Source organism: Leifsonia sp. Y878, assembly GCF_057669685.1.
On sequence record NZ_JBYHFS010000003.1, the window covers coordinates 354,196 to 377,153 of the forward strand.

Below are 22,958 nucleotides of genomic sequence, written 5' to 3' on the forward strand. Positions count from 1 at the left end.
CTACTTCGAGACCGTGACGGTGAGCGCCTCTGCAGCAGGTGGCTTCTTCGCGTCGACCTGGAGCCCGAGGGTCCTGGTCTGGCCGGCGGCGAGAGCCGTGCCGTAGTCGGCTCCGGTGCAGGTGATGGTCTTCGACGCCAGTGAGCACTTCATGCCCCACGAGTTGGTGATCTTCGTGGCATTCGCGTCTGTCCAGCTGACGGTCCATCCCTTGATTGCAACGGATGACGTGATGACCACGTTTCCGACGTAGCCCCCGTTCCACGAGCTGGCTATTGCAAGGGCGGCGGTCGTGCCGCTCGCGCCCGGTGTCGGGGTCGGCGTGGGCGTCGGAGTTGGGGTCGATGTCGGCGTGGGTGTGGGGGTGGGCGTAGCGGTCGGCGTTGGCGTTGCTGTGGGAGTCGGCGTGGCGGTCGGCGTTGGTGTTGCCGTCGGCGTTGCCGTTGCCGTTGCCGTTGCCGTTGGAGTCGGAGTCACCGTGGGAGTCGGAGTGCCCGGCTGAGAGCCAGCACCCAGAAGCGGCGCGAGTGCGTCGAGCTTGGCCTGTTCCGGCGTGACCCAATCAGCCTTGAGGATGCCCCCGGTATCGACGGAGTTCGGGTTGTACGACCAGTACGCCCACGAGATGCCGTTCGTCTTCAGATAACTCACCAGCGTGGAGAGCCACTTCTGGTCTGACTCGGTGGCCAGCTTCGTGCCGAACTCACCCAGCAACACGGGAGCCACATTGTTCTTCACGAGGTAGCCCCAGTTCTTGTCCCACAGCGCGGTGAGATTTGCCGGGTAGCTGGCGTCGCTGAACCACTTCTGGTTGTAAACGGATGCCGGATAGTCGTGTGGCGAGTACACCACCTGGTTCGGGGTGTTCAGCTTCACCAGCGCCGCGCCGGCATCCTTCAGACCGCCACCCCACCATGTCCAGTCATCGCCCGACTGCGCTTCGATGCCCTCAACGACGATGAGGAGTTTCGGGTTGACGGTCTGGATGGCATTGCCGGCCCTCGTCGCAGCGGCCTGCCAGTTGGTCGCTGCCGCGCCGCCCCATGTTGCCGCACCATGCGGCTCATTGTGCAGGTCGGCTCCAATGACCGTCGGGTCGGTTTTGTAGCGCTCCGCCAGCATCGTCCAGTCGGAGATCCACTTGGTTTCGGGATACGTGCTGGTGTACCAAAGCTCTGACTGCGCGCCGGAATCCGGACGGTGTCGGTCGAGGATGACGCGGAGTCCGTTTGCCTGTGCACCGGCGACGACGGCATCCATGACCTGCAGCGGGCTCTTGCCCTCCAGGTCCTTGTTCGCCCAGTAGTTGATGTCGGTGGGCTTGGCCTGGGCGAGGCATTCGTTCGAGTACGGCAGTCGAACGGTGTTGAAGCCCATCGACGCGATCTGCGCGAGCGCCTTATTGATGGTGAGCGATCCCCAGAGACCATGCGGAGCACAGTTGTTGGTTTCCAGCCCGAACCACGAGACCGCCTTGATCGTGAAGACGCTGTTCGACTCGTCTTTGATCTGCGCCCCGTCGGTGTGCAGCCAGGTGGCAGCGGATGCCGGCGCTGCCGCATCCGCTGTCGAACTCGCTGACGCCAAACTGACGGCTGCGCCCGACAGGCCGGCCACGGCGATCAGTGCTGCCGTGAACGCAGCGAGGGAGCGACGGACGCGGCGTCGCGGGGAGTTTTCAGGGAACACTGGTCTCTGCACGCGCCCACAGTAGCAGTACGCCGGGCGCGGCACTCCCAGATGTTATTTCGCGGCGTCGGAGAGGTTTTCGGAGGGCTCCATGGCCTCAATCTTCTGACGAATCGTCATCTGCCGGCGTTCATATTCCCGGCTGCTGAACGTTGCCTTGCGTACGGATTCCTTGTTCTCCAGGCTGGAGCCCAGGGCGCCGGCCAGCGTTCCCAGTGACGCGGAGAGCCACGACAGGTTGACGTAGTCTCCGAATGCGACCTCGTGGCCGAGCTGTTCGGCCATGAAACCGCTGTTGATGATCATGAGGGAACCGGCGAGGATGACGACGAACAGGCCGATATACATGGTTGCCACTGCGCTCACGAGGGTGGTTACCGTCGCGAGGTTGTAGGTGATTTGCCGCTCTCGCCTGAGTCCTCCGCTGGGGCGCTCCCAGAGGTTGTTGGACACCATCAGCCAGGTGCTCAAGACCGCAATCGACAAGATGCTGACGCCGAGGAGTCTCCAGGTGCTCGCGAAATCGGCCAGGCTCCAGATGCTTGTGTAGAAAATGCCGAACGCCCCTGTTGCGATCGCCGCCGCCATGGCTGATGAGAGTTGGGGGATCAGTCGCCATGGCCTATTGCTGTGCACCATCCCGGCTTGCAGAAGCAGGCGTCCAAGCGGACCCTTCACCGTTTCGTACGTGTCCTGCCCATCGGGATTGTCCGGTTCGGTGTCACGGTAGAGCGCACGTCTGGTCAGGGAATCCTTGCCGCGGCGCAGGTCCTTCGTCGCTGCTGCGCCGTGAAGGGCCGACAGGACTTCCAGGAGAGCGCGAGTCAGCCGCAGCCTGCGCACCACACCCAATGAGGGCAGCGCGATCATCCCCGACTTGAAAGCCACATTCGCACTGGAAATCAGCGGCTCATTTTCAACGTACTTGGGAAGGTCAGTGAGATACACCACATAGTTCCAGTTCCACTGTTCGCGCAAGAGCGTCGCATCGTCGTTCAGGTCGACAACACCCGACTCGTTGAGCGGCAATGAGAATTCCACCACCTGCACGCGCCAGTCGACCTCAGAATCCACGGACGCGGTGAGGGATGCGGGGAGCGTCTTCTGGAGCGTCTCAGCCAGTTTCAACGGCATTCCCGGATCCGCGATCAGGCCGACGACCATGGTGTTTTGTGTAGCTTCCATTCAAAGACCGTACTCGTCGGACTTCCGTGTCAGCCGAGTGCGTGCCGTCTCACAGGCCGAAACGGTTAGGATCGTGCAGTTCCCGCAGATAGAGAAGAGACCACCGTGCTCGAACGCAACACCCTGACCCCCGCCGAAATCGCGGTCGAACCGTATGTGCTGTTGACGACGTTTCGGAAGAGCGGCGACGCCGTGTCCACGCCGGTGTGGATCGTCGATGGTGGCGATGGTCACCTGCTCGTCACGACGGATGGTGCGTCAGGCAAGGTCAAGCGGATCCGCAACGGCTCCAGGGTCGAGCTCACCCCGTGCGACATGCGTGGGCGCGTCGCCGATGATGCAGCGGTGACGCCGGCGACGGCAGAGATCCTCACCGACCCGGCGACTCGCGCGGTCATCGAGACCGCGCTGAACGCGAAGTACGGCCTGCGCTACAAGGCGATTCGTGCAGCAGGAAAGCTGCGCGGCGCAGAGAAGACGAGCGTTGTCGTCCGCATCACGGTGCCGCCGGCAGTCTGAAACGTCAGCCCGTGGGCTGAGCGGGGACTGCTGCAGAATGTGAGGCAGCCGCTGCGGCCTCTGCATCGGCGACCCGAGCGGCCATGTTTGCCTGTGCAGCCGTTGCCGCTTTCGCAGCGCGACGATCCTTGGTGCGCTTGAGCGCAGCCTTGGCCGCCTTGTTCATGGTCGTGCTCACCTTCTTGGGACCCGTGAACTCGGTGCCAAGCAAAGCCAACCCGCCCAGGGCGATCAGGGATCCAGGGCCGGGCAGCGGAATCAGTGCGACTCCCAGCAGAACCGTCCCTGTGCCGGCAACGCCCACCGTTGTGCGGTAGACCCTGTTCGCCGTTGGGTGACGCCCGATGCTGCCACGTACGCTGCTGAACGCCCGCGCCGCCGGATGAGCGCGGGTGGATTCTGACGTGGCACCAGCGTCAGAACCTGAACTGGCTTCTGTGCCGCTCTCCATCTGGATGATCAAACGCTCGTCTGGCTGCATGCGGTCATGGTAGCCACCATGACTGGGCGGCGCCTGACTATCTGACGCCTCGTCATGCCAGACTGTCGACACGACCGCCGGACTGTCGACAGTCGCAACGCGCGCGATGGGAGAGCCATGCAGGAAACCGTGATCACTGTGCAGGGACGATTCTCGACCTGGCACCAGCCGGAACGCGCCACCGTGCAGTTGCGCGTCGGACTCGACGGTGCAGACCGCCAATCTGTGTTCGACGGAACAACACGCGCAGCTGACATCGTGCGCTCAAGCATCACTGCGCTGCACAACGCCCAGAACGGACCCGTCACCTGGTGGTCATCTGACACCCTCGCGGTGTGGAGCACCAAACCGTGGAACAACGAGGGCAAGCAACTCGCCCCCGTCATCCACGCGGCGATCAACTTCAGCGTGCGTTTCAGCGACTTCTCCGCCCTCACCCGGTGGATCGAGGCGATGGCCGCGAGTGACTCTGTGACGGTGGGGCACATTGAGTGGTCACTGACCCAGGCCCGCATGACCACCGTCACAGCCGAAGTGCGCTCCCGAGCGGTGAAAGACGCCGTCGACAAGGCCAGTGTGTACGCGCAGAGCATCGGGCTCGGCCAGGTCAAGGCCATCGCGCTCGCCGATCCTGGCATGCTCGGCGACCAGGGGTCTGGGGCGGCACCGTACATTCAGGACGCCATGATGATGCGAGCGGTGGGCGGCGCAGGCGATACCGAGCTGGTGCTGAAACCAGAGGATATCGAGGTCAGCGTCGTGGTCGACGCACGCTTCATCGCAACCTGAGGGGGAAACCGTGGTCAGTCGGTGATGAGGCGCTTGCCGAACGAGAGCACGGCATCCGCTCTGTAGCCCAACGCCTCATAGAAAGCGGATGCCTGCGCATTGTCCGCCCGCACCTGCAGGTTGAGCTTGGGGCAGCCGTTCGCCTCCAGGAGCCGCTCGACCTCTGCCATGAGCGCGCGGCCGTGGCCCTTTCCCTGCTCTGACGGGGAGACCGCGAGGTAGTTCACCCAGCCGCGGTGCCCGTCGTATCCCGCCATCACGCTGGCGATCACTTGTTCGCCGCCTGCGTAGTCTTCATCGTCGGTGTGGTCTTCATCGTTGTTCACGCCAACGAGGAACAGCTCTGGCTGCACGGTCAGCTTGCGCGCAATGTCTGCTCGCGGGTCATTCCACGGGCGGGTGAGCCCGCTGGCCTCCCACAACTCGATGACGGCGTCGGTGTCGGCGGGGTGGAAGGTGCGAATCAGCATCCGCATATCTTTGCAGTTGTGCCGGGGTGCGGAGAACGCGACGAGGGAGCGGCCCGCTACAGGTTGAAGGTGGCCAGAACAGCAAGGTGATCGCTCGAGCCAGACTCGACCGTACGCAGCGACGTGGCTTCTAGGCCGCGCTGGAAGATGTGGTCGATCCGGCCGAGCGGGAACGACGCCGGCCAGGAGAAGCCGAGCGATGCATTCGACTGGTTCGGCTCGTCCAGTACGGCCCTGAGCGGCGCGAGAGCCCGATCTGAGGAGGTGGCATTGAAGTCGCCGAGCACAACCAGGCGATCGTTCTCGTCATTCGGCACCATGGCGGCGAGCTCCCGCAGCATGGTGTCTCGATCGGTGTGCTCGCCAGGCCTGAATGATGCAGCGTGGATGACGTAGACACTCACGAGTCCCTGCGGAGTGTCGATGTCGGCGGCAAGCGCGCGCTTCCAACCAAGCCCCAAGGTGAGAGGCTGCTCGTTGACGATGGGGAAGGTGCTCCACAGGCCAACTGTGCCAACGGTATAGCTGTATGGATGGCTGTCCGCGAGCGCAGCGGCAGCCGCATCCCGCGCGTCGGCGTCGAGCTCTTCAAGGGCGATGATGTCGGCACCCTGTTCGACCAACGTCGTGGCCGACGTGGCCGCAGTGCCTGATCCAGCCTGAACGTTCTGGCTCGCGACAGTCAGGGTGTTCTCGGACGCTGCAGCGGGCGCCAGCCAACCGAGCGGAACCAGGCTGGGCACGAACGCCACGGCCCACACCATCAGCGGCACGGCAACGACCATCCACGCACGACGCCTGCGGCTCAGCAGCGCGGCGAAGAACAGCACAGGCACGAGCAACCCAAGCCACGGCAATACGGTGGCGAATCCGGTGCCGATTGAGCCGGGAATGAACGCGCCGAAAGCTATGGTGATGGCAAGCACAACGGCAGCGACAGCGACGCTCCTGGCCAACCATCGCCTGCTCGCGCGCCGGGGCGACGGAGCCTTTTCGCTTCCGGGTGCTGCTCTGTACATGCTTTCATCTTGCTGGCCTGGCCTGTGCAAGTCCCGAAGGCATGGCATGCACTTTCAATGACACACTTGACGCGACCGAGGAGGACCAGTGGCACTGATCGACAACGCCATCTACGTGGATGGCCGACGAGTGGACACTCCGGCGACGCTTGACGACAGCTTCGACAGCATGAAGGCGCACAAAGGCGTCGCGTGGATCGGCCTGTACCGCCCGACCGAAGCCGAAGTGCGCTCAGTGGCCACTGAGTTCGGGCTGCACTACCTCGCCGTCGATGACGCGTTGCGCGGTCATCAGCGGGCGAAGCTGGAGAAATATGACGACATCCTGTTTCTCGTGCTCCGCCCTGCCCGGTACATCGACGTGGACGAGCGCGTCGAGTTCGGGGAACTCCACATCTTCGTCGGGCCCGATTTCGTCGTGACCATCCGACACGCAGAATCGCCGGACCTTGCAACGGTCAGGAAGCGGCTGGAAGCAGAACCAGAGCTGCTCGCGCTCGGCCCTGAGGCCGTGTTGTACGCGATTCTGGACCAGGTCGTTGATGAATACGGCCCCGTTGTGGCCGGTCTCGAGAACGACATCGACGAGATCGAAGACCAGCTCTTCGACGGCAACCCAGAGGTGTCGCGGCGTATTTATGCGCTCTCCCGCGAAGTCATCGAGTTTCAGCGGGCGACGAAACCCCTGGCCCCGATCCTGGAATCGCTGGTGAAGGGGTTCGAGAAGTACAACGTCGCCGTTGACCTGCGGCGCCTTCTCCTCGATGTTCTCGACCACACCATTCGAGTGACGGAACAGGGCGACGGCCAGCGCCAGGTGCTGCAGAACGCACTCACCGCGAACAGCACGGTGGTCGCCCAGCGACAGAACGACGAGATGCGCAGGTTGACGGAGACGAGCCTTGCCCAGAGTGAAGAGGTCAAGAAGATCTCCAGCTGGGCGGCCATCCTCTTCGCGCCGACCCTGGTCGGAACGATCTACGGCATGAACTTCAGAAACATGCCAGAACTCGACTGGGAGTACGGCTATCCGTTCGCCATCGCCCTCATGCTCGCCATGGGTTTCGCGCTTTACCGGGTTTTCAAGAAAAGAAACTGGCTTTAGGCCTCCGAAGCCGCGAAACTCGGGGCAGCCTAAGCCAAAAAGGCGTGTCTCCGACTTAGGGTTGCGGTGTGTGGCGCCTCGATAAAAAACTAAGTGACGACGACGTGCAGTCGGAGTACGCGGACGCGTCAGCGCCCGGCGCACAGAACATGACGTCTCCGCACGCCGTCAGTCTGGGAGATCCGACGCTGGTCGCCGGAAACATTGCCGAGCCTTCGTGGCAACGCTGGCGGGACGACCTCGCCAGGGTCGGCGGTGAATCACCGCTGCTGCACTTCAGTGACAATCCACGCACCCGCATCGAACTGAGCGCCAGCCACCCCGGTGGGCTGCCGCAGTTCATCACGGGCAAGTCGACGTTGCTCTCCAACCTGATCCGCGATGAGCTGGCACTGCGCAACGCCCGCCTCGCCGCAGGTGAGATCACGCAAAAGGGCATCGAGCTGCGATCCATGCGCGGCATCGAGTCCGTGCACCTGGCCATCGGCCTGGCAGAGTGGCGCCACGGCGACGAAGAGTTCACCGCTCCAGTGCTGCTGCGGCCCGTCGCCATCCGTCGCTATGGTCGTGACTTCGAGTTGAAGCTCAAGGGCCAGCCGTTCCTGAACCCTGAGCTGGCGCACGCCCTGCACGACCAGTTCAAGATCACCCTGGATGCCGACGCATTCGTCGCGCTCGCCATCACCAATGGCGCGTTCAAGCCTCAGCCCGTCATCGACCGCCTCCGCGGGCTCACCTCGCACCTGCCGTGGTTCAACGTGGTGCCGCGCCTCGTCGTGTCGTCCTTTGCGGATGTCGGACGCGTGCTTGCCGAAGACGCCAGCAACTTCGACCACCCCCTTCTCGACGCCATCGCAGGGAACCCGGCAGCGAAGCGCGCGATCGAAGCCGCATACAACCCTGTGGTGCCGATCGGCCAGGACGCCAGGCCCCCAGCCACCGACACCCTCCTCCTCGACGCCGACGCAGAGCAGGAGAACGTTGTCGCGCAGATCGCCGCAGGCAACTCGCTCGTCGTGAAGACGCTGCCGGGCACCGGTGGCACCCAGACCGTCGTCAACGCGATCGGTTCGCTCATGTCGCAGCACAAGCGCGTGCTCGTGGTGAGCGCCCGCCGCTCCAGCCTCGACGGCATCGCCCACCGGCTGACCCAGATCGGACTCCCCGGCGTTGCGGTCACCCCGCGAACGCTTCGCCGCGACCTCATCCAGTCGATCACCCGCAACGAGAAGGCCACCCAGCCCAAGGTCAGCGACGTCGACGACGCTCTCGTTCGCTTGCGCAAGGTGCTGCTCGACTACCGCTACGCGCTCACCCGCCGCGACCCTGCTCTCGGTGTGTCGGTGCTCGACGCGCTCGGCGAACTCACGCGCCTCGCGCAACTGCCGAACCCGCCAGCAACCACGGCCAGGCTCGACCGCGCCGCCCTTGAACGCCTCGCGAACGACCGCACCGGAGCAGCCCAGACGCTGATCAAGGCTGCGGCCCTCGGCGAGTTCCGCTACGGACCCGCCGACTCTCCTTGGTACGGAGCGTCATTCACGTCGACGGCTGAAGCGGCATCCGCTCACCAGCTTGCCAAGCGGGTCAACCAGATCGAGCTGCCCCGTTTGCTGGAGCGCGCATTCGGGCTGGTCGGCCAGACCAAGCTGCGCCCGTTCGAAACCATCACAGAACTCGGCATCTACCTGAGGCTGCTGCTCGACATCCGTGAGACCCTCGACCGGTTCCAGCCGGCCGTGTACGACCGGTCGCTCGCCGAGCTGATCGCGGCAACATCGTCGCGCAGGGAATCGTCGGAGATGACGGCGACCAGCCGCCGCCGCCTGCGGAAGCTCGCCGATGAGTACCTGCGCCCTGGTGTGCACGTCAGCGACATGAACGAGAGCCTGCGACGCATCCAGCAGCAGCGCACCCTGTGGCAGCGCTACGTGGTCGCCGGCGCTATTCCAGAGGTGCCTGTCGGCATCGCGGATGTGCACGTCGCCTACCAGCGCGTTGCCGCCGACCTCGGAACGCTCGACGTGCCGCTCGGCACCGCCGGCACGACGCGACAGCTCGCGAACCGACCGGTCAAGGAACTCATCCACATGATCTCGGGGCTCGCCGCAGAAAGCGAAGTACTCGCGAACCTGCACGAGCGCACCGCGCTGCTGGCCACGCTGCGTGAGCACAACCTCGACCCACTCATGACCGACCTGTCCGAGCGCCACGTCTCAGAGCAGGATGTCTCCGCCGAGCTCGAACTCGCCTGGTGGCAGTCGGTGCTCGAGACCATGCTCAGTTCTGACAAGGCACTCCTCAACGCCAACACCCAGGTGCTCGATCGCCTGGAAGCCGACTTCAAACTGGTCGACGAGGCACACGCCTCCTCTGCCGGTTCACTGCTGGCCTGGTTGCTCGCCGAAACCTGGAAGATCGGCATCGTCGACTGGCCAGAGGAAGCAGAGCAGCTGCGCAGGCTCCTTCGCTCCGACCGCTTGAGCCCGACCAAACTGCACGAGGTCGCACCGCACCTCGGCCGGGTGCTTGCGCCCGTCTGGCTGGTCTCGCCGTACGAGGTCGCGACGCTGACCGACAAGATCGTCTTCGACACCGTGCTGCTCGTCGACGCTGGAGCGACAACCCTCGCCGAGAACGTTGGCGCAATCCGTCGTGCCAAGCAGGTCGTTGCGCTCGGGGATCCTGTCACGCAGACCCCGTCGGTATTCCAGACCAGCATCAGCGAGAATGCGGATGACACCCAGACGGCTGAGTCCAGCGTCGATGCGCTGCACGCCGACTCTGCGCTCGCCAGGCTCGGCGAACTGCTGCCGACGCTCACCCTCACCCGCAGCTACCGCGCTGGCGGCGAAGACCTGACTGAGATCGTGAACCACCGCTTCTACGGCGGCCGCATCGACTCACTGCCATGGGCCGGAAGCTTCCTCGGGCACGGCAGCCTCACCCTCAATTACGTCGAGGGTGGGCACGGCATGCCGGATGCCGACACCGGCGCGGTCGAGAGCGTCGACGCCGAGGTCGCGAAGGTTGTCGACCTCGTCATCGACCACGCGGTCAAGCGTCCTCGCGAGTCCCTCATGGTCATTACCGCGAGCACCAGGCACGCCGTTCGCGTGAACCAGGCCGTGCTCGCCGCCTTCGCCAAGCGCACGGATCTCTCCGACTTCATACTGAAGGACAGGGCAGAACCCTTCACCGTGCTCACGCTTGAGCAGGCCGTTGCCCAGAGCCGCGACCGCGTCATCTTCTCCATCGGTTACGGCCGCACCCCGCACGGACGCCTGCTGTCGAACTTCGGCTCCCTCGGCGAGCCGGGCGGTGACCGCCTGCTGGCCATCGGCATGACTCGGGCACGCCGCGCGATGGATATCGTGTCGTGCTTCCGCCCTGCCGACATCGACGACGACCGCCAGCGCCACGGCATCCTCGCGCTCTCGCAGCTGCTCACGCAGACGGAAGCGCGCGGCACCGAGGTGTCTGTTCCCGACGCCAGCGAAGCCATGCTCGTCGACCTGGCCACCCGCCTGCAGCGCATGGGTCTCACGGTCTCGCTCGGTCACCGCGGCAAGCTTGCACTCGCTGCCTCATACGCCGGTCGCGCCGTTGTCGTTGAAACGGATGTCGTCGTCGGTCGCGCAAGCCTCCGCGAGTCGCTGCGGCTGCGCCCGGAGGTGCTGCGCCGTCTCGGCTGGCACTACCTGCGCGTGCATAGCTTCGAACTCTTCAGCAACCCGGATGCCGTCGCCGCTCGTGTGGCAGCGCTGGCCGGCGTCAAGCCTGCAGCCACTGCGTTTGAAAGCCCCTGAGTTTGAAAGCCCGCGTTTGAAAGCCCTTGAGTTCGAAACGCAGGTCAAGGGCGCGTAGCCTTGTTCCATGAGTGAGAGTGCAACACCGCGCCAGGAAGTCGTCCGGCAGCCAGGACGTTCACGGCGCGCGAAACTCACCCCTGCACCGGGTACAGACCCGAGTCCTGACGTTCCGGTTCCTCGGGAAGAGGGCGGTGTCGCATCCGTCGGTTCTGTCGGCGGTGCGTCACGCGGGGAGAACGACGACCGACTGCGTCAGGATCGTCCACCGCACTGGTAGCTCGCGAGGTTTCGAGGCGGCCGTGACCGGCCTTCCTCAACCAGCGGGGTCATGCGGATGCCGCGCCAGCTCCAGGATGGCTGTCACCTCGTCATCCTCCGTCTGCCGAAAGTCGTAGTAGTACTCGCCGACGGCGAAGAACGACGCAGGAGTATGCAGGCTGACGAGGTCGTCAGCAGAGGGAATCCGGTCAAGTGCGCTCTGGGGGCAGACGGGTACCGCCAGGACGACGCGCTCGGCCCCGAGTTCATGCATGACGCGGCATGCTGCCTCGGCCGTCGATCCTGTTGCCACGCCATCGTCCACCACGATCACCGTTCGGCCGGACGGATTGACGCGGTCTTGCATGCGCCACCGCTTGACGCGGGCATCGAGTTCTGCGCGTTCGCGTGACTCGACGCCCTGCAGCTGGTGATGGGTGATCCAGCCCGTGCCGAATCCGGAGTTCATGACGCGAACGCCGCCCTCGCCGATTGCGCCGACGGCGACTTCAGGTTGCGGGGGATACCCCAGCTTCCGCACGATCACGAGGTCGAGCGGTGCATCCAGGAACCGAGCGACCTCGTAGGCGACAGGGACCCCGCCGCGGGGAATGGCCATCACGACGGGGTCTGCGTCGCGCAGGTATTCGAGCAACGGGGCCAACCGTTGCCCGGCATCCGTTCTATTCGAAAAAGCCCTCATGAGGCTGACGCATTTCTACAGGGTGATTTTGGTCTCGCTGGTGTTGCTGGCCTTGAGCAGGTCGCGGATCTCGGTGAGGAGGTCGAGTTCGGTGGTCGGTGCGGCTGCCGCGGCTTCGGCATGGAGGCCAGCCTTGCGGCGGCGCTCCTGTGCTTCCTTCAGCTTGTTGAGCGGCATCACGAAGACGAAGTACACGACTGCCGCAACGAGAAGGAAGTTGATGATGGCCGACAGAACGAGTCCGAACGAGATCTCGGCCTTGCCTAGCGGCACGACCATGGAGTTCGCGAGGCTGTCAGCGTCGAAGAACGATGCGATCAGCGGGTTGAAGAATCCCGTCACAATGGCGTTCACAACCGCGGTGAATGCAGCGCCAATGACGACTGCGACAGCAAGCTCAATCACATTGCCACGCATGATGAAGTCTTTGAAACCCTGAATCACGGAAGTGTCTCCTTTGGTCGCCGGCGAGCTCATGACAGCGGGTGCTGGCATTCGCAGTGGTGAATCCAGCCTATGACGAACCGACTCTGCTCCGCACCCGGCGATGCGGCAGATGACCTCAGGATGCGGCTGCTGCCCGTGAGCTGGAGCCCGAAGAGCTGGAGCTGTTTGAGCTGGACGTGGAGCTAGAGCTGGACGTGGAGCTGGAGCTGGAGCTACCGGCGCTGACCGTCGGCTTGCTCTCCTTGGCTGGAGTCGCGGCGGGGGCGCTACTGCCCTTGGCTGCGACGGGCGCTGAACTCGACGACTTGGTGTCACGCGAGTCGTTGCGGTAAAAACCAGAGCCATTGAAGGTCACGCCGATGGACGAGAACACCTTGCGCAGCTTGCCGGCGCAGGTGGGGCACTGGGTGAGCGAGTCGTCAGTGAATGCCTGGTGGATGTCGAACGCGGTGTCGCACTCGGTGCAACGGTATGAATAGGTGGGCACTGAATCTCCGGCCGTGGGTAATGACGTGCGTATGCACGTCGAAGAATTAGAACGAGATGATTCTCGTAGGGGTGATCGCCCCGTTGACGGGCTGATCGTGAACTTCTCGAGGAACCTCATCGAGGACTTCGTTGTCGTACACGACCGCATAGACCGGGGGGCAGCGTTCCATGGAGCCCAGGGTCTTGTCGTAGTAGCCGCGGCCCCAGCCCATGCGCATACCTGCGGCATCGACGGCCGCGGCCGGCACGATGATGAGGTCGACGTCGTTGATCGCGATCGGTCCGAGCAGTTCACCGACGGCTTCCGGCGTGCCGGCGATACCCTCGATTTCTTCCTGCTCTTCGCCAACTGTCCAGTCGAGCAGACCATCGTCGCGAGTGATTGGGAAGAGGATTCTGATGCCTTCTGCCTCTGCCCAGTTCAGGAACGGGCGCGTGTTCGGTTCATTGCGAGCCGACAGGTAGCACGAGATCGAACGGGCTGACAGGTCAATAACAAGACTTTGTAAATTCTCGGTAAACCCTGCGGTAGCGGCATCTTTCTGAACCGAGGTGAGGTTCTGGCGGCGCTCCCGTAATTCCGCGCGAAGCGCCCTTTTTCGGTGACCGATGTCAGAGACCATGTGTTTCATTCTAGATGTGGAATCCGAATGGAAGCCGATAGCCTGTGCTGCATGGTAAATCGGATTACAAAAGCAGTCATTCCCGCCGCGGGACTAGGAACACGATTCCTGCCCGCCACAAAGGCCATGCCGAAAGAAATGTTGCCCGTTGTTGACAAGCCCGCGATTCAGTACGTGGTCGAAGAAGCAGTTGCCGCAGGCCTGCACGATGTGTTGATGATCACGGGGCGTAACAAGAACTCCCTGGAGAATCACTTCGACCGTCTGCCGGAGCTTGAAGCGTTGCTCGAAGCGAAGGGTGATTCAAGCCGCCTCGCAAAGGTGAACGCGTCAACCGACCTGGCTGACATGCACTACGTGCGACAGGGCGATCCCCGTGGTCTTGGACACGCGATCCTGCGCGCCAAGATGCACGTCGGCGATGAGCCGTTCGCGGTACTGCTTGGTGACGACATCATTGATCCGCGTGATCCCCTCCTCGGGCGCATGCTCGATGAGCAGGAGAAGCGAAGCGCAACCATCATCGCGCTGATGGAGGTTGACCCCTCCCAGATCTCGCTTTACGGTGCAGCTGCCGTTGAGGCCACTGACGACCCCGACGTCGTTCGCGTGACCGGCCTGGTTGAGAAGCCCGCGGTTGAAGACGCTCCGTCGAACCTCGCGATCATCGGTCGGTACGTGCTGCGTCCGGAGGTCTTTGAGATCCTCGAGAACACCGCGCCTGGCAAGGGAAACGAAATCCAGCTGACGGACGCCCTCCAGGCGATGGCCGTCAGCCCCGAGCAGACCGGTGGCGTGTACGGCGTGATCTTCCGCGGCCGTCGCTACGACACCGGAGACCGTCTCGACTACATCAAGGCCATCGTGCAGCTTGCGGTTGACCGTGCGGACCTCGGTCCAGACCTGCGCCCGTGGCTGCGCGAGTTCGCAGCCGGGCTCGAGGATGGCCCCGTGGAATCAAGCCTGCTCGACTAAGGATGCTCGGCTAGATTTGTCGATATCGGCACATCGGCCACCACCGGGCGACCGCGCACACACAAAACGGGCGGTCGCCCACATCAGAACCGGGCAGATGTCCCCACCAAGGGACGGATGCCCCCAACAAGACGGGTAAAGCGTGCCATTCGCGATTCCTACGCTGCACGAGGGGGATATCACCCTGCGTGCCGTGAAGATTAAGGACGCGAAACTCCTTGAGCAAGAACTCATGGAGAACCGGGGCTGGTTGCGAAAGTGGGAAGCAACCAGCCCCTACGCCCCAATGTCGTTCGACACACGTGCCAGTATCCGTGGCCTGCTGTCGCACTCGCGCGCTGGCAACGGCCTGCCGTTCATCATTGAGTCGAGGGGCGAACTCGCCGGCCAGCTCAACGTGTCATCAATCACCTGGGGATCGCTGTCATCGGCGACCATCGGCTACTGGGTGAGTGAACGCTTCGCCGGGAAGGGCATCACCCCCACCGTCGTCGCGCTGGCCACCGACTACTGCTTCTTCCAGTTGGGCCTGCATCGGATGGAGATCTGCATCCGGCCAGAGAACGCCCCGTCGCTTCGCATCGTCGAGAAGCTCGGTTTCCGCTACGAGGGCCTCCGCCGTCGCTACATCCACATCAATGGCGAATGGCGCGACCACTTCTGCTTCGCCCTCGTGGCCGAAGAGGTGAAATCTGGCGTGCTCTCGCGCTGGCACGACGGAACTGTGCCGCCGGACGCGGCCGCCATCACCCCTGCCGACCTGGCCGCTGCAGCGCATCCGTTGTACGTGCCGAAGAAATAAGTCCTGACAGTCTGCACATTTCCTCCAGACACACCCTCGGGAATGTGGCGCATAGTACCCGGCGACTCATACCGTAGGGAGCATGAGCGGTGAGGCACTGGGTGGGGGAGTCATGGTGGCGATTGCTGCTGTGCTCTGGGTTGCGTACCTCATGCCGACGTGGGCGAGGCGTCGGCAGTATTTGGCCACCGAACGCAACGCCGTGCGATTGCAGCAGACCATGCGCATTTTGGCTGAAACAGCCGAGGTCCCAGCGCAGGTGCGTGTGGAAGCATCGGCTCGAACCGTGTCAGCGCAACAGAAACTTCTTGCCCAGGCTGAAAGTGATGCCAGGGCAGACGCCAAATACGCAGCGGATGCCGCACGAGCGGCTAGGCGCGCGGCGGTACTCGCTGCGACTGCGTCGCTCCAGCCAGCCGTCTCTGCCTCTCCCTCAACGTTGCACCGCCTCCGACGCGCGCGGTCGCTGACCTCCCTCGTGCTGCTGGCCGGGGTGCTGACGGTCGCAGCCGGCATCGGACCTGCCATCGCCGGAACGTGGGTGCTGCTGATCGCTGGTGGCGTCACGGCAGGCGCGTCGCTGGGTCTCTTGTCGCGGCTCGCCAAGGCTGGACGCTCTATTCGCGCCGCGAACACGGTGGCCACCGCTGCCCCCGTCCAGCGCAGGCGCGGAATGCAGATGCCGGACTTCGAACCTGTGCACCTCGAGCCAGAGGTCGAAGCTGCGCCCGCAACGTGGACCCCGCGGTCGCTCCCTCGCCCCCTGTACCTCTCTCGTGGGTCGATCGCGCAGACGGCGATGGCATCCGTCGATGCTGCCGCGCAGTTGAAGGCGGCGGCCGCAGAGGCCGAGATCGCCCTGCGGGCCGCGCAGATCGTTGCCGCGAAGACCTCGCAGGAAGCTACGCCGATCACGCGCCCCGTTGCGCGCCCGGCGGCATCCGCTATGGCGTCGCAGGTTCGAGAGCCAGAGACAGCGTCGAACAGTCGCTTTGCGTCGATGGGCATCATCGGCGAGACAACTCCAGGCATGACCGACCTCGACGCGGTACTCCGCCGTCGCCGTGCCGGATAGCCCGGACAAAGATCGCACACCCGCCGGGTCTGAGACAGGCGGGGACCCAGCGTGCTGGCTGGCGAACGTCTGTCCAGACTGTGGTTTCTACGTTGACGATGTCTCGTTGGGCGTCTGTCAGCGGTGTGGTGGGGCATTGCCGGTCGAGAGCTAACGCCGAGTTGACGCCGCGCTGACACCGCGCTGACACCGCGCTCCCGCATTCTGCTGTTTTCGCAAGGCGCGGGCGACTGATTGGCGCAGAACAGTCGTCTGGCCGTGATAATCTTCAAGTGCAGTTTGGGGCTATGGCGCAGTTGGTAGCGCGTCTCGTTCGCAATGAGAAGGTCAGGGGTTCGAATCCCCTTAGCTCCACCAAAACAGTAAGGACCGGCCCGAAGGGTCGGTCCTTACTGTTTTTAATGACCTCAGCGATTCGAGGAGGAGTGAGGGCGGAGCCCGAACGACGGGGTCCCCTTAGCTCCACCAACGCGCTCACAGCTCCACCACCGCGCTCACTTCTCCAGCGACGTGGGCAGGTAGCGACCGGTGATGCTGGACGGGTCCGCCGCGATCTGTGCGACAGTGCCCGTGCCGACGATGCGGCCGCCGGCGGTGCCGCCGCCTGGGCCGAGGTCGATGAGGTAGTCGGCGTTGGCGATTACGTCGAGGTCATGCTCGATGACGATGACCGTTGCTCCGTTGTCGAGCAGACGTTGCAGCACGTGCAACAGGACTTGCACGTCGAGGGGGTGGAGTCCGATGGAGGGTTCGTCGAAGACGAACAGCGTTTCGTGCTGATCCCTGTCGAGGTCGGTGGAGAGCTTCAACCGTTGCGCCTCACCACCGGAGAGCGCTGGGGTGGCCTCGGCAAGGGTGAGGTAGGACAGGCCAAGGTCGGACAGCAATTGCAACCGCGCGTGGACCTTCTTCAGGTCTATGACGTGGCTGAGCGCTTGTTCGATGGTCATCGCGAGAAGCTCGGGGAGTGAGAGGCCCCGATCGTCGGCGTCGTGGTCAGCGGCGGCGTGGCGTGGGTGGCGGCGCACCTGGTCGGCGGCGGGGGAGTAGCGAGTTCCCTCGCATTCGGGGCAGACGATGTCGACGTCTGGGAGGAATTGCACGTCAAGGGAGATCTGTCCGGTGCCGTCGCATTGTGGGCATCGGAGGCTGCCGGTGTTGTAGGAGAAGTCTGCGGCTCTGAGGCCGAGGCGTTTCGCGTCTGGGGTGGCGGCGTACACGCGTCGCAGGTCGTCAAGGACGCCGCTGTAGGTCGCGACGGTGGAGCGTACGTTGATCCCGATGGGGGACGCGTCCACGACGCTGACCCGTTGCAACCCGCCCGTATCCAGCTGTGTGACGTGGGCGGGGAGCCGTTCGCCTTTCGCGCGGGCCTGGAGGGCGGGCACGAGGCTCTCAAGCACCAGTGTTGTTTTTCCGGATCCGGAGACTCCCGTGACGGCGATCAGTCGGCCCTTGGGGATGTCCAGATCGAGAGCGTGGACGGTGTGCAGGGGCGAGGTGGACAGGTGGATGCGACCGTCGGTGAACATGTCCGCCGCGGATGCTGGGTGACGAACGATGGTGTTCTGGCTGCGGTCGATGAACCCGGCGATCTTCGAGTCGGGGTTGTGCATGAGGTCGGGCAGCGTGCTGGAGGCGATGATCTGGCCGCCTTCGGTTCCGGAGCCAGGGCCGATCTCGATCAGCCAGTCCGATTCCCTCAAGACCTGGACGTCGTGGTCGACGATGACGACGGAGTTCCCGTCGATCAGCAGGTTGCGCACCACTCCCAGCAGGCCGTCGATATTGGAGGGGTGCAGTCCGATGGAGGGTTCGTCGAGGACGTAGAGGACGCCGGTGGTGCGGTTGCGCACCGCACGGGAGAGCTGCACCCGCTGCCGCTCCCCGGTCGAGAGGGTGGAGGATGCCCGGTCAAGGGCGAGGTAGCCGAGCCCGAGTTTCACGAGCATCTGGGCGGTCTCGACCATGTGCGCCACGATATTCTCGGCCATCGTCACCATCGCGGCTGGCATTGTGGCCGGGATGGTCTGCACCCAGGCGGTGATCTCCTCAAGGGTCTTGCCGGTGGCTTCGGCCAGGTCGATGCCTTCCACCTGGGTTGAGCGGGCACGGGCGGAGAGGCGGCTGCCGTGGCAGACGGGGCAGGTCTGGATGCTGAGGAAGCGTTCGATCCGGTTCAGGCCTTTCTCGGTGTCGGCTTTCTTGAGGGCCTCCTCGACGGCCTGAGTGGCGTTTCGGTAGGTCATTTTGAGCTCGAACAATTTGCCATTCTTCGCCGGGTAGAGGATCTGATGCTGTTCGGAGGGGCCGTGGAAGACGATGTCGCGTTCGTGGTCGGTCAGCTCGGCGAAAGGCACGTCGGTGCGCACCCCCATGGCGGCTGCGACCTGCGGGTTCGCGGCGAGTCCGAACATCCCCCACGGCGCGACGGCGCCCTGGTCGATGCTGATCGTCTCGTCAGGGACGAGCGAGTCGGGGTTGACCTCCCTGACAACCCCGGTCCCCTGACAGCGGGGGCAGGCACCCTCGCTGTTGAACGCGAACGATTCCGCGCTTGGCGGTCCGAACACCGCCCCACACACCGGGCACGTCAGCGGGAGATCCAGTGCGACGTCCATCGTCGGTTCCATCCGGTGCCCGTTCGGGCATTCGTGGTGTCCAAGCCTGGAATAGATGAGCCGCAGACTGTTCAGCAGCTCGGTCGAGGTGCCGAACGTGGATCGCACCCCTGAGATCCCTGGCCGCTGCCTGAGCGCGAGTGCGGCAGGCACATGCTCCACGGAATCGACTGCGGCACGGCTCGCCTGAGTGAGGCGACGCCTCGTATACGTGGAGAGAGCCTCCATGTACCGGCGTGACCCTTCCGCGTACAACACGCCGAGCGCGAGGGAGGATTTCCCCGACCCTGACACCCCTGCGATCGCCACGAGCTCGTTCAGGGGCACGTCAACGTCGATGTTCTTCAGGTTGTGGACTCGCGCCCCGCGCACGGCGATAGCTGAGGGTGTGGCCGGTTGCAGAGGTGTGGAAGGTGCGGACATGAGGGCTCCTCTATTCGCGATTCCTGTGGGTTCTCGAGTAGTAGGTGTTCTCCCCAGAGCGGATGTCATCAGCGGTCAGATCGGCGTTGACGGCACCGGCGATAAGCGAGCCAGCGCCGAGAGACACGGACACATTGGAGCGACGATCGATCACGTTGCCAACGGCCCACACATGCGTGACGCTGGTGCGGCCATCGGCGTCGACTCTCACCCACGAGTCGCCAGCATCACGCTCCAGCGTTCGCGCGCCTAAGTCACGCAGCAACGTGTCGCGGGGGTGGAGCGTGGTCTGGGTGAAGATCGTGTCCACCGGTACGGATCTGTCGGGCAGCTCAATCGCTGTGAGGATGCCAGCGCTCGACCGCACGGCGTGCACCCGACCGTGCTCGATCTGAATACCGCGCCGTTCAAGTGACCGGCGCGCGTCTGGTGAGAGCTCGTCGAGATCATTCGGAAAGTAAACGACCTGGTCGGACCATTGGCGCAGTTGCTGAGCCTGCTCGAGCCCGTGCGGTCCTGCGGCAATGACGCCGATGATGTGGTGGCGATGTTCCCACCCATCGCAGTACGGGCACACCACGACGCCACGACCCCACTGCTCGCGCAGGCCGGCAATGTCGGGCAGCCCGTCACGGAGCCCCGTGGCCACGATCAGTCGCCGTGCTGTGACAACTCCTGACGGACCAGCGACCTCGATACGGCTATCGTCGGCACGAGCCGCCGTGACGCGCCCATCGACGACGACGCCGCCGTATCCTCTGACCTCGCTCCGACCGAGCTCGAGCAGGCGAGCCGGCGGCAGCCCGTCATGACCGAGGACGCCATGCATATGCTGTGCCACGCCGTTTCTCGGGTCGCCTGCGTCAAACACGACCACGCGGCGGCGGGCCCGCGTCAGTGAGAGCGCAGCGCTCAGCCCCGCTGGACCGCCGCCCACCACCGCAACGTCGAACAAGTCGGATGCCATCACGTGCCCTCACGAAGGATGCTGTGCATACTCGGATGCCCCGAATCCGCTCGCGTGCAAGCGGATGGGGTGATGCCCGTGAGGATACCCGCGGTTCGCGCCTCGCGCGCTGGACCCGACGGAGCTTTTTCCCGCTCTCACTTCCGCGCTCTGGCGGTCGCCATCCAATAGGGTTGGCCTACCTCAATGAGGAGGACCCTAGTGACTCAGACACTGCCAACGGCCCCGAGTGCCGTGACCCGCGCCCCGCAGCGGAAACTACTGGTTTCGCTGTTCTCGATCAACGCGATGCTGCTCGCCTGCTACGCGTCATTCATGACGATCTTCGTGCCGAACCAGGTTGCCCTGGTCGACGAAGCCGACAAGGTGGGCAATCTTGCTCTCGTGATGACGGCATCCGCTATTGCTGCGGTGATCATCCACCCGCTGGTCGGTGCGTGGTCAGACCGCACCCGCAGCCGGTTGGGGCGGCGTGCGCCGTGGATCCTGGCCGGGGCCGGTGGTGCGGCGCTCTTCATGATGCTGCTGGTGGCCATGAACACGCTGCTGTGGATCACGGTGGTCTGGGTGCTGCTCATGCTTGCGCTCAACGCGCTGGGCACGGCGGTGCCCGCTGTGGTCGCCGATCATTTTCCGCGGGAACGTCGCGGGGTGGCCTCGGCCGTCATCGCGATGGGAACGATCGCCGGCATGGGGATCGGCGTTGTCGGAGCAGGGATTTTCGTCGAGAACATTGGCGTCGGGTACGCCGCATTTGCCGCCGGAATCTTCCTGGTTGCTGTCGCGTATGTCCTCTTTAATAGGGACACGTCTTCCGTCGGCCTCGTTGTGCCACCGTTCTCCTGGAAAAGCTTCCTCGGAGGCTTCTGGGTGAACCCCCGCAAGCACCCCGATTTCGCCTGGGCATTCGGCGCCCGCTTCCTCATGATCCTCGCCTACCAGGGTGTACAGACCTACCTGCTGTACGTGCTGACCGACTACATCGGGTTGCCGCTCGTGGAGGCGGCCGGCCTTGCAGGCCTCCTCACGGTCACCCAACTCGTGGCTGCCCTGCTCAGCACGTACATTTCGGGTCGCATCTCCGATCGCACTGGCCGCCGCAAGGTGTTCGTCATCGCGTCGTCGCTCATCATGGGCGCGGCACTCGTCATTCCGCTCGTCACGCCCACCGTCGCCGGCATGTTCGCCCTCGCCTTCGTCTTCGGCATCGGCTACGGCGTGTACCTCAGCGTCGACCTCGCGCTGATGACAGAGGTACTCCCAGACGAAACGGATGATGCCGCGAAAGACCTCGGCATCCTGAACGTTGCGACCACACTGCCGCAGGCCCTCACCCCGCTCGTTGCCTGGCTGCTCATCAGCATCAGCGGGGGGTACGCGTCGATCTTCGTGGCCGGCATCGTGTTCGCCATTCTCGGGGCGATCGCCATCCTCCCGATCAAGAGCGTCCGATGACCAGCGGCACCGCTCGGGTGGCGAACGCGTCCGACGAGCGTGAGATCACGGCGCCCGTCACCTTCCTGCTCCCCAACGGTCGGCAGAACCCGGCGGCCGTCGGCTGGACCCGCCATCAGCTGCACGACACCGACTCCCTCGGGCGTGGCCTCTATGGCTGGGGCCGCAACAAGCGCTGGGAGTACTGGGGCATCACCACTCCGACCCACATCATCGCGGTGACCATCGCCGGACTGGACTTCGCCTCCCTGCATCAGCTGTGGGTGCTCGACCGCGAGACGCTGGTTCCGATCGACACCGCTGTCATCGGTCCGTTCAGTCGAAACGTGAGCCTGCCTGGCACCCTCGGCGCCGGGTCTTCTCGTGCCAGGGGAAAGGGGCTGTCCATCGACATCGACGAGGTCGACGGCGGCACGCGTTTGCGCGCAGAGTCCGCCAGGGTGCGGCTCGACGTGGTCGCGACGATCCCCGACGGGCATGAAGCGCCGGCCACGAGTTCGCCGTTCAGCGCGCGGCTCGCCCAATACACCGTGAAGGACGTCGATCGGCCAACGTACGGCTCCCTCTGGGTTGATGGTGAGGAGATCGCCGTGCCGGCCGGCGCATCCTGGGCGGTGCTCGACCATGCCCGTGCACGCTCGCCATACGGCACGCACTGGAACTGGGGAGCGGGCGCCGGCATGACAGCCGGAAAGCGGATCGGGTTGCAGCTGGGTGGTGGCGGCACTCGGCCGCATGGCCCGTCGCAAAATGCATTCACCGTGGACGGCCGGGTGCACAAGGTCGCAGAGCTGTTGATGTGGGAGTTCAATTCCAACGACTGGCTGGCGCCATGGCGCATCACCTCCGCTCGGGTCGAGCTCACCTTCACCCCGTTCTACGACCGCTTCGCGAGCATGAATTTCGTGGTCATCGGGTCGAAGACCCACCAGTGCTTCGGGCACTACTGTGGCTGGCTCATCGACGACGCTGGAAAACGGGTACTCGTCGAGGAGATCGTCGGCTGGGCGGAGGACGTGTACAACCGCTGGTGATGCGGTCGTGGCACGGC

General features: G+C 64.3%; 21 protein-coding genes and 1 tRNA gene. 11 read left to right on the forward strand and 11 right to left on the reverse strand.

Translation table 11 applies throughout. The features are described from left to right. Complete coding sequence (locus tag AC25Y4_RS12820; protein WP_488120802.1) at positions 1-1,701, reverse strand: cellulase family glycosylhydrolase; 1,701 nt, start codon at positions 1,699-1,701, stop codon at positions 1-3. Positions 1,702-1,743: 42 nt separating this feature from the next. Beyond that, entirely contained in the window at positions 1,744-2,874 is a 1,131-nt protein-coding gene (locus tag AC25Y4_RS12825; protein ID WP_488120803.1) for a hypothetical protein, read from the reverse strand. A 105-nt stretch (positions 2,875-2,979) separates the two neighbouring features. On the opposite strand from AC25Y4_RS12825, the gene AC25Y4_RS12830 reads away from it, so the two are divergent. Next, a complete protein-coding gene (locus AC25Y4_RS12830) occupies positions 2,980-3,393 on the forward strand; it encodes a PPOX class F420-dependent oxidoreductase (protein WP_488120804.1) in 414 nt (137 codons plus the stop codon). Between the two features lie 4 nt (positions 3,394-3,397). Here AC25Y4_RS12830 and AC25Y4_RS12835 read toward each other — a convergent pair whose 3' ends face one another. Then, positions 3,398-3,874 carry a PGPGW domain-containing protein gene (locus AC25Y4_RS12835; RefSeq protein WP_488120805.1) on the reverse strand — a complete coding sequence of 159 codons (477 nt, stop codon included), beginning with the start codon at positions 3,872-3,874 and terminating at the stop codon, positions 3,398-3,400. A 117-nt stretch (positions 3,875-3,991) separates the two neighbouring features. Between AC25Y4_RS12835 and AC25Y4_RS12840 the strand changes: the two genes are divergently transcribed. Continuing rightward, positions 3,992-4,663, forward strand: coding sequence for an SIMPL domain-containing protein (locus tag AC25Y4_RS12840; protein ID WP_488120806.1), 672 nt, complete (start codon positions 3,992-3,994; stop codon positions 4,661-4,663). A gap of 14 nt (positions 4,664-4,677) precedes the next feature. Here AC25Y4_RS12840 and AC25Y4_RS12845 read toward each other — a convergent pair whose 3' ends face one another. Both AC25Y4_RS12845 and AC25Y4_RS12850 read right to left on the reverse strand, forming a co-directional pair. Next, a complete protein-coding gene (locus AC25Y4_RS12845; protein ID WP_488120807.1) occupies positions 4,678-5,133 on the reverse strand; it encodes a GNAT family acetyltransferase in 456 nt (151 codons plus the stop codon). A 56-nt stretch (positions 5,134-5,189) separates the two neighbouring features. Then, positions 5,190-6,152: an endonuclease/exonuclease/phosphatase family protein gene (locus AC25Y4_RS12850; RefSeq protein ID WP_488120808.1), complete on the reverse strand. Its 963-nt coding sequence runs from the start codon at positions 6,150-6,152 to the stop codon at positions 5,190-5,192. A gap of 88 nt (positions 6,153-6,240) precedes the next feature. Between AC25Y4_RS12850 and AC25Y4_RS12855 the strand changes: the two genes are divergently transcribed. From AC25Y4_RS12855 to AC25Y4_RS12865, 3 genes are all read left to right on the forward strand, one after another. Next, a complete protein-coding gene (locus AC25Y4_RS12855; protein ID WP_488120809.1) occupies positions 6,241-7,257 on the forward strand; it encodes a magnesium and cobalt transport protein CorA in 1,017 nt (338 codons plus the stop codon). A gap of 68 nt (positions 7,258-7,325) precedes the next feature. Beyond that, on the forward strand, positions 7,326-11,066 hold the full coding sequence (locus tag AC25Y4_RS12860; protein WP_488120810.1) for a DUF4011 domain-containing protein: 3,741 nt from the start codon (positions 7,326-7,328) through the stop codon (positions 11,064-11,066). A 67-nt stretch (positions 11,067-11,133) separates the two neighbouring features. Continuing rightward, on the forward strand, positions 11,134-11,346 hold the full coding sequence (locus tag AC25Y4_RS12865; RefSeq protein ID WP_488120811.1) for a hypothetical protein: 213 nt from the start codon (positions 11,134-11,136) through the stop codon (positions 11,344-11,346). 36 nt (positions 11,347-11,382) lie between these two features. Here the strand turns inward: AC25Y4_RS12865 and AC25Y4_RS12870 are convergent, their stop codons facing one another. The 4 genes from AC25Y4_RS12870 to AC25Y4_RS12885 form a co-directional block, all read right to left on the reverse strand. Next, the gene (locus AC25Y4_RS12870; protein ID WP_488120812.1) at positions 11,383-12,030 is read right to left on the reverse strand and encodes a phosphoribosyltransferase; all 648 of its coding nucleotides are present in this window, start codon (positions 12,028-12,030) and stop codon (positions 11,383-11,385) included. A gap of 15 nt (positions 12,031-12,045) precedes the next feature. Further along, entirely contained in the window at positions 12,046-12,474 is a 429-nt protein-coding gene (gene mscL / locus AC25Y4_RS12875; RefSeq protein WP_488120813.1) for a large conductance mechanosensitive channel protein MscL, read from the reverse strand. 118 nt (positions 12,475-12,592) lie between these two features. Then, positions 12,593-12,964 (reverse strand): FmdB family zinc ribbon protein, encoded by a 372-nt coding sequence (locus tag AC25Y4_RS12880; RefSeq protein WP_488120814.1) that lies wholly within the window; start codon positions 12,962-12,964, stop codon positions 12,593-12,595. 46 nt (positions 12,965-13,010) lie between these two features. After that, complete coding sequence (locus AC25Y4_RS12885; protein ID WP_488120815.1) at positions 13,011-13,589, reverse strand: 5-formyltetrahydrofolate cyclo-ligase; 579 nt, start codon at positions 13,587-13,589, stop codon at positions 13,011-13,013. 51 nt (positions 13,590-13,640) lie between these two features. On the opposite strand from AC25Y4_RS12885, the gene galU reads away from it, so the two are divergent. The 4 genes from galU to AC25Y4_RS12905 all read left to right on the forward strand — a co-directional run bounded on the left by galU (position 13,641) and on the right by AC25Y4_RS12905 (position 16,798). After that, positions 13,641-14,564: a UTP--glucose-1-phosphate uridylyltransferase GalU gene (gene galU, locus AC25Y4_RS12890; RefSeq protein ID WP_488120816.1), complete on the forward strand. Its 924-nt coding sequence runs from the start codon at positions 13,641-13,643 to the stop codon at positions 14,562-14,564. A 142-nt stretch (positions 14,565-14,706) separates the two neighbouring features. Next, positions 14,707-15,366, forward strand: coding sequence for a GNAT family N-acetyltransferase (locus tag AC25Y4_RS12895; protein ID WP_488120817.1), 660 nt, complete (start codon positions 14,707-14,709; stop codon positions 15,364-15,366). 82 nt (positions 15,367-15,448) lie between these two features. After that, positions 15,449-16,441 carry a hypothetical protein gene (locus AC25Y4_RS12900; RefSeq protein WP_488120818.1) on the forward strand — a complete coding sequence of 331 codons (993 nt, stop codon included), beginning with the start codon at positions 15,449-15,451 and terminating at the stop codon, positions 16,439-16,441. A 281-nt stretch (positions 16,442-16,722) separates the two neighbouring features. Next, positions 16,723-16,798 (forward strand) — tRNA-Ala (locus AC25Y4_RS12905). 137 nt (positions 16,799-16,935) lie between these two features. On the opposite strand, the gene AC25Y4_RS12910 is transcribed toward AC25Y4_RS12905, so the two are convergent. Together AC25Y4_RS12910 and AC25Y4_RS12915 are read right to left on the reverse strand one after the other, a co-directional pair. Then, positions 16,936-19,485, reverse strand: a complete 2,550-nt coding sequence (locus AC25Y4_RS12910; protein ID WP_488120819.1) for an excinuclease ABC subunit UvrA — start codon at positions 19,483-19,485, stop codon at positions 16,936-16,938. 10 nt (positions 19,486-19,495) lie between these two features. Further along, positions 19,496-20,452, reverse strand: coding sequence for an NAD(P)/FAD-dependent oxidoreductase (locus tag AC25Y4_RS12915; protein ID WP_488120820.1), 957 nt, complete (start codon positions 20,450-20,452; stop codon positions 19,496-19,498). Positions 20,453-20,653: 201 nt separating this feature from the next. Here AC25Y4_RS12915 and AC25Y4_RS12920 point away from each other — a divergent pair, with 201 nt between their 5' ends. Next, positions 20,654-21,907, forward strand: coding sequence for an MFS transporter (locus tag AC25Y4_RS12920; protein ID WP_488120821.1), 1,254 nt, complete (start codon positions 20,654-20,656; stop codon positions 21,905-21,907). Next, a complete protein-coding gene (locus AC25Y4_RS12925; RefSeq protein WP_488120822.1) occupies positions 21,904-22,941 on the forward strand; it encodes a DUF2804 domain-containing protein in 1,038 nt (345 codons plus the stop codon). Before AC25Y4_RS12920 ends, AC25Y4_RS12925 begins: the two co-directional genes overlap by 4 nt. Positions 22,942-22,958 lie beyond the last annotated feature (17 nt).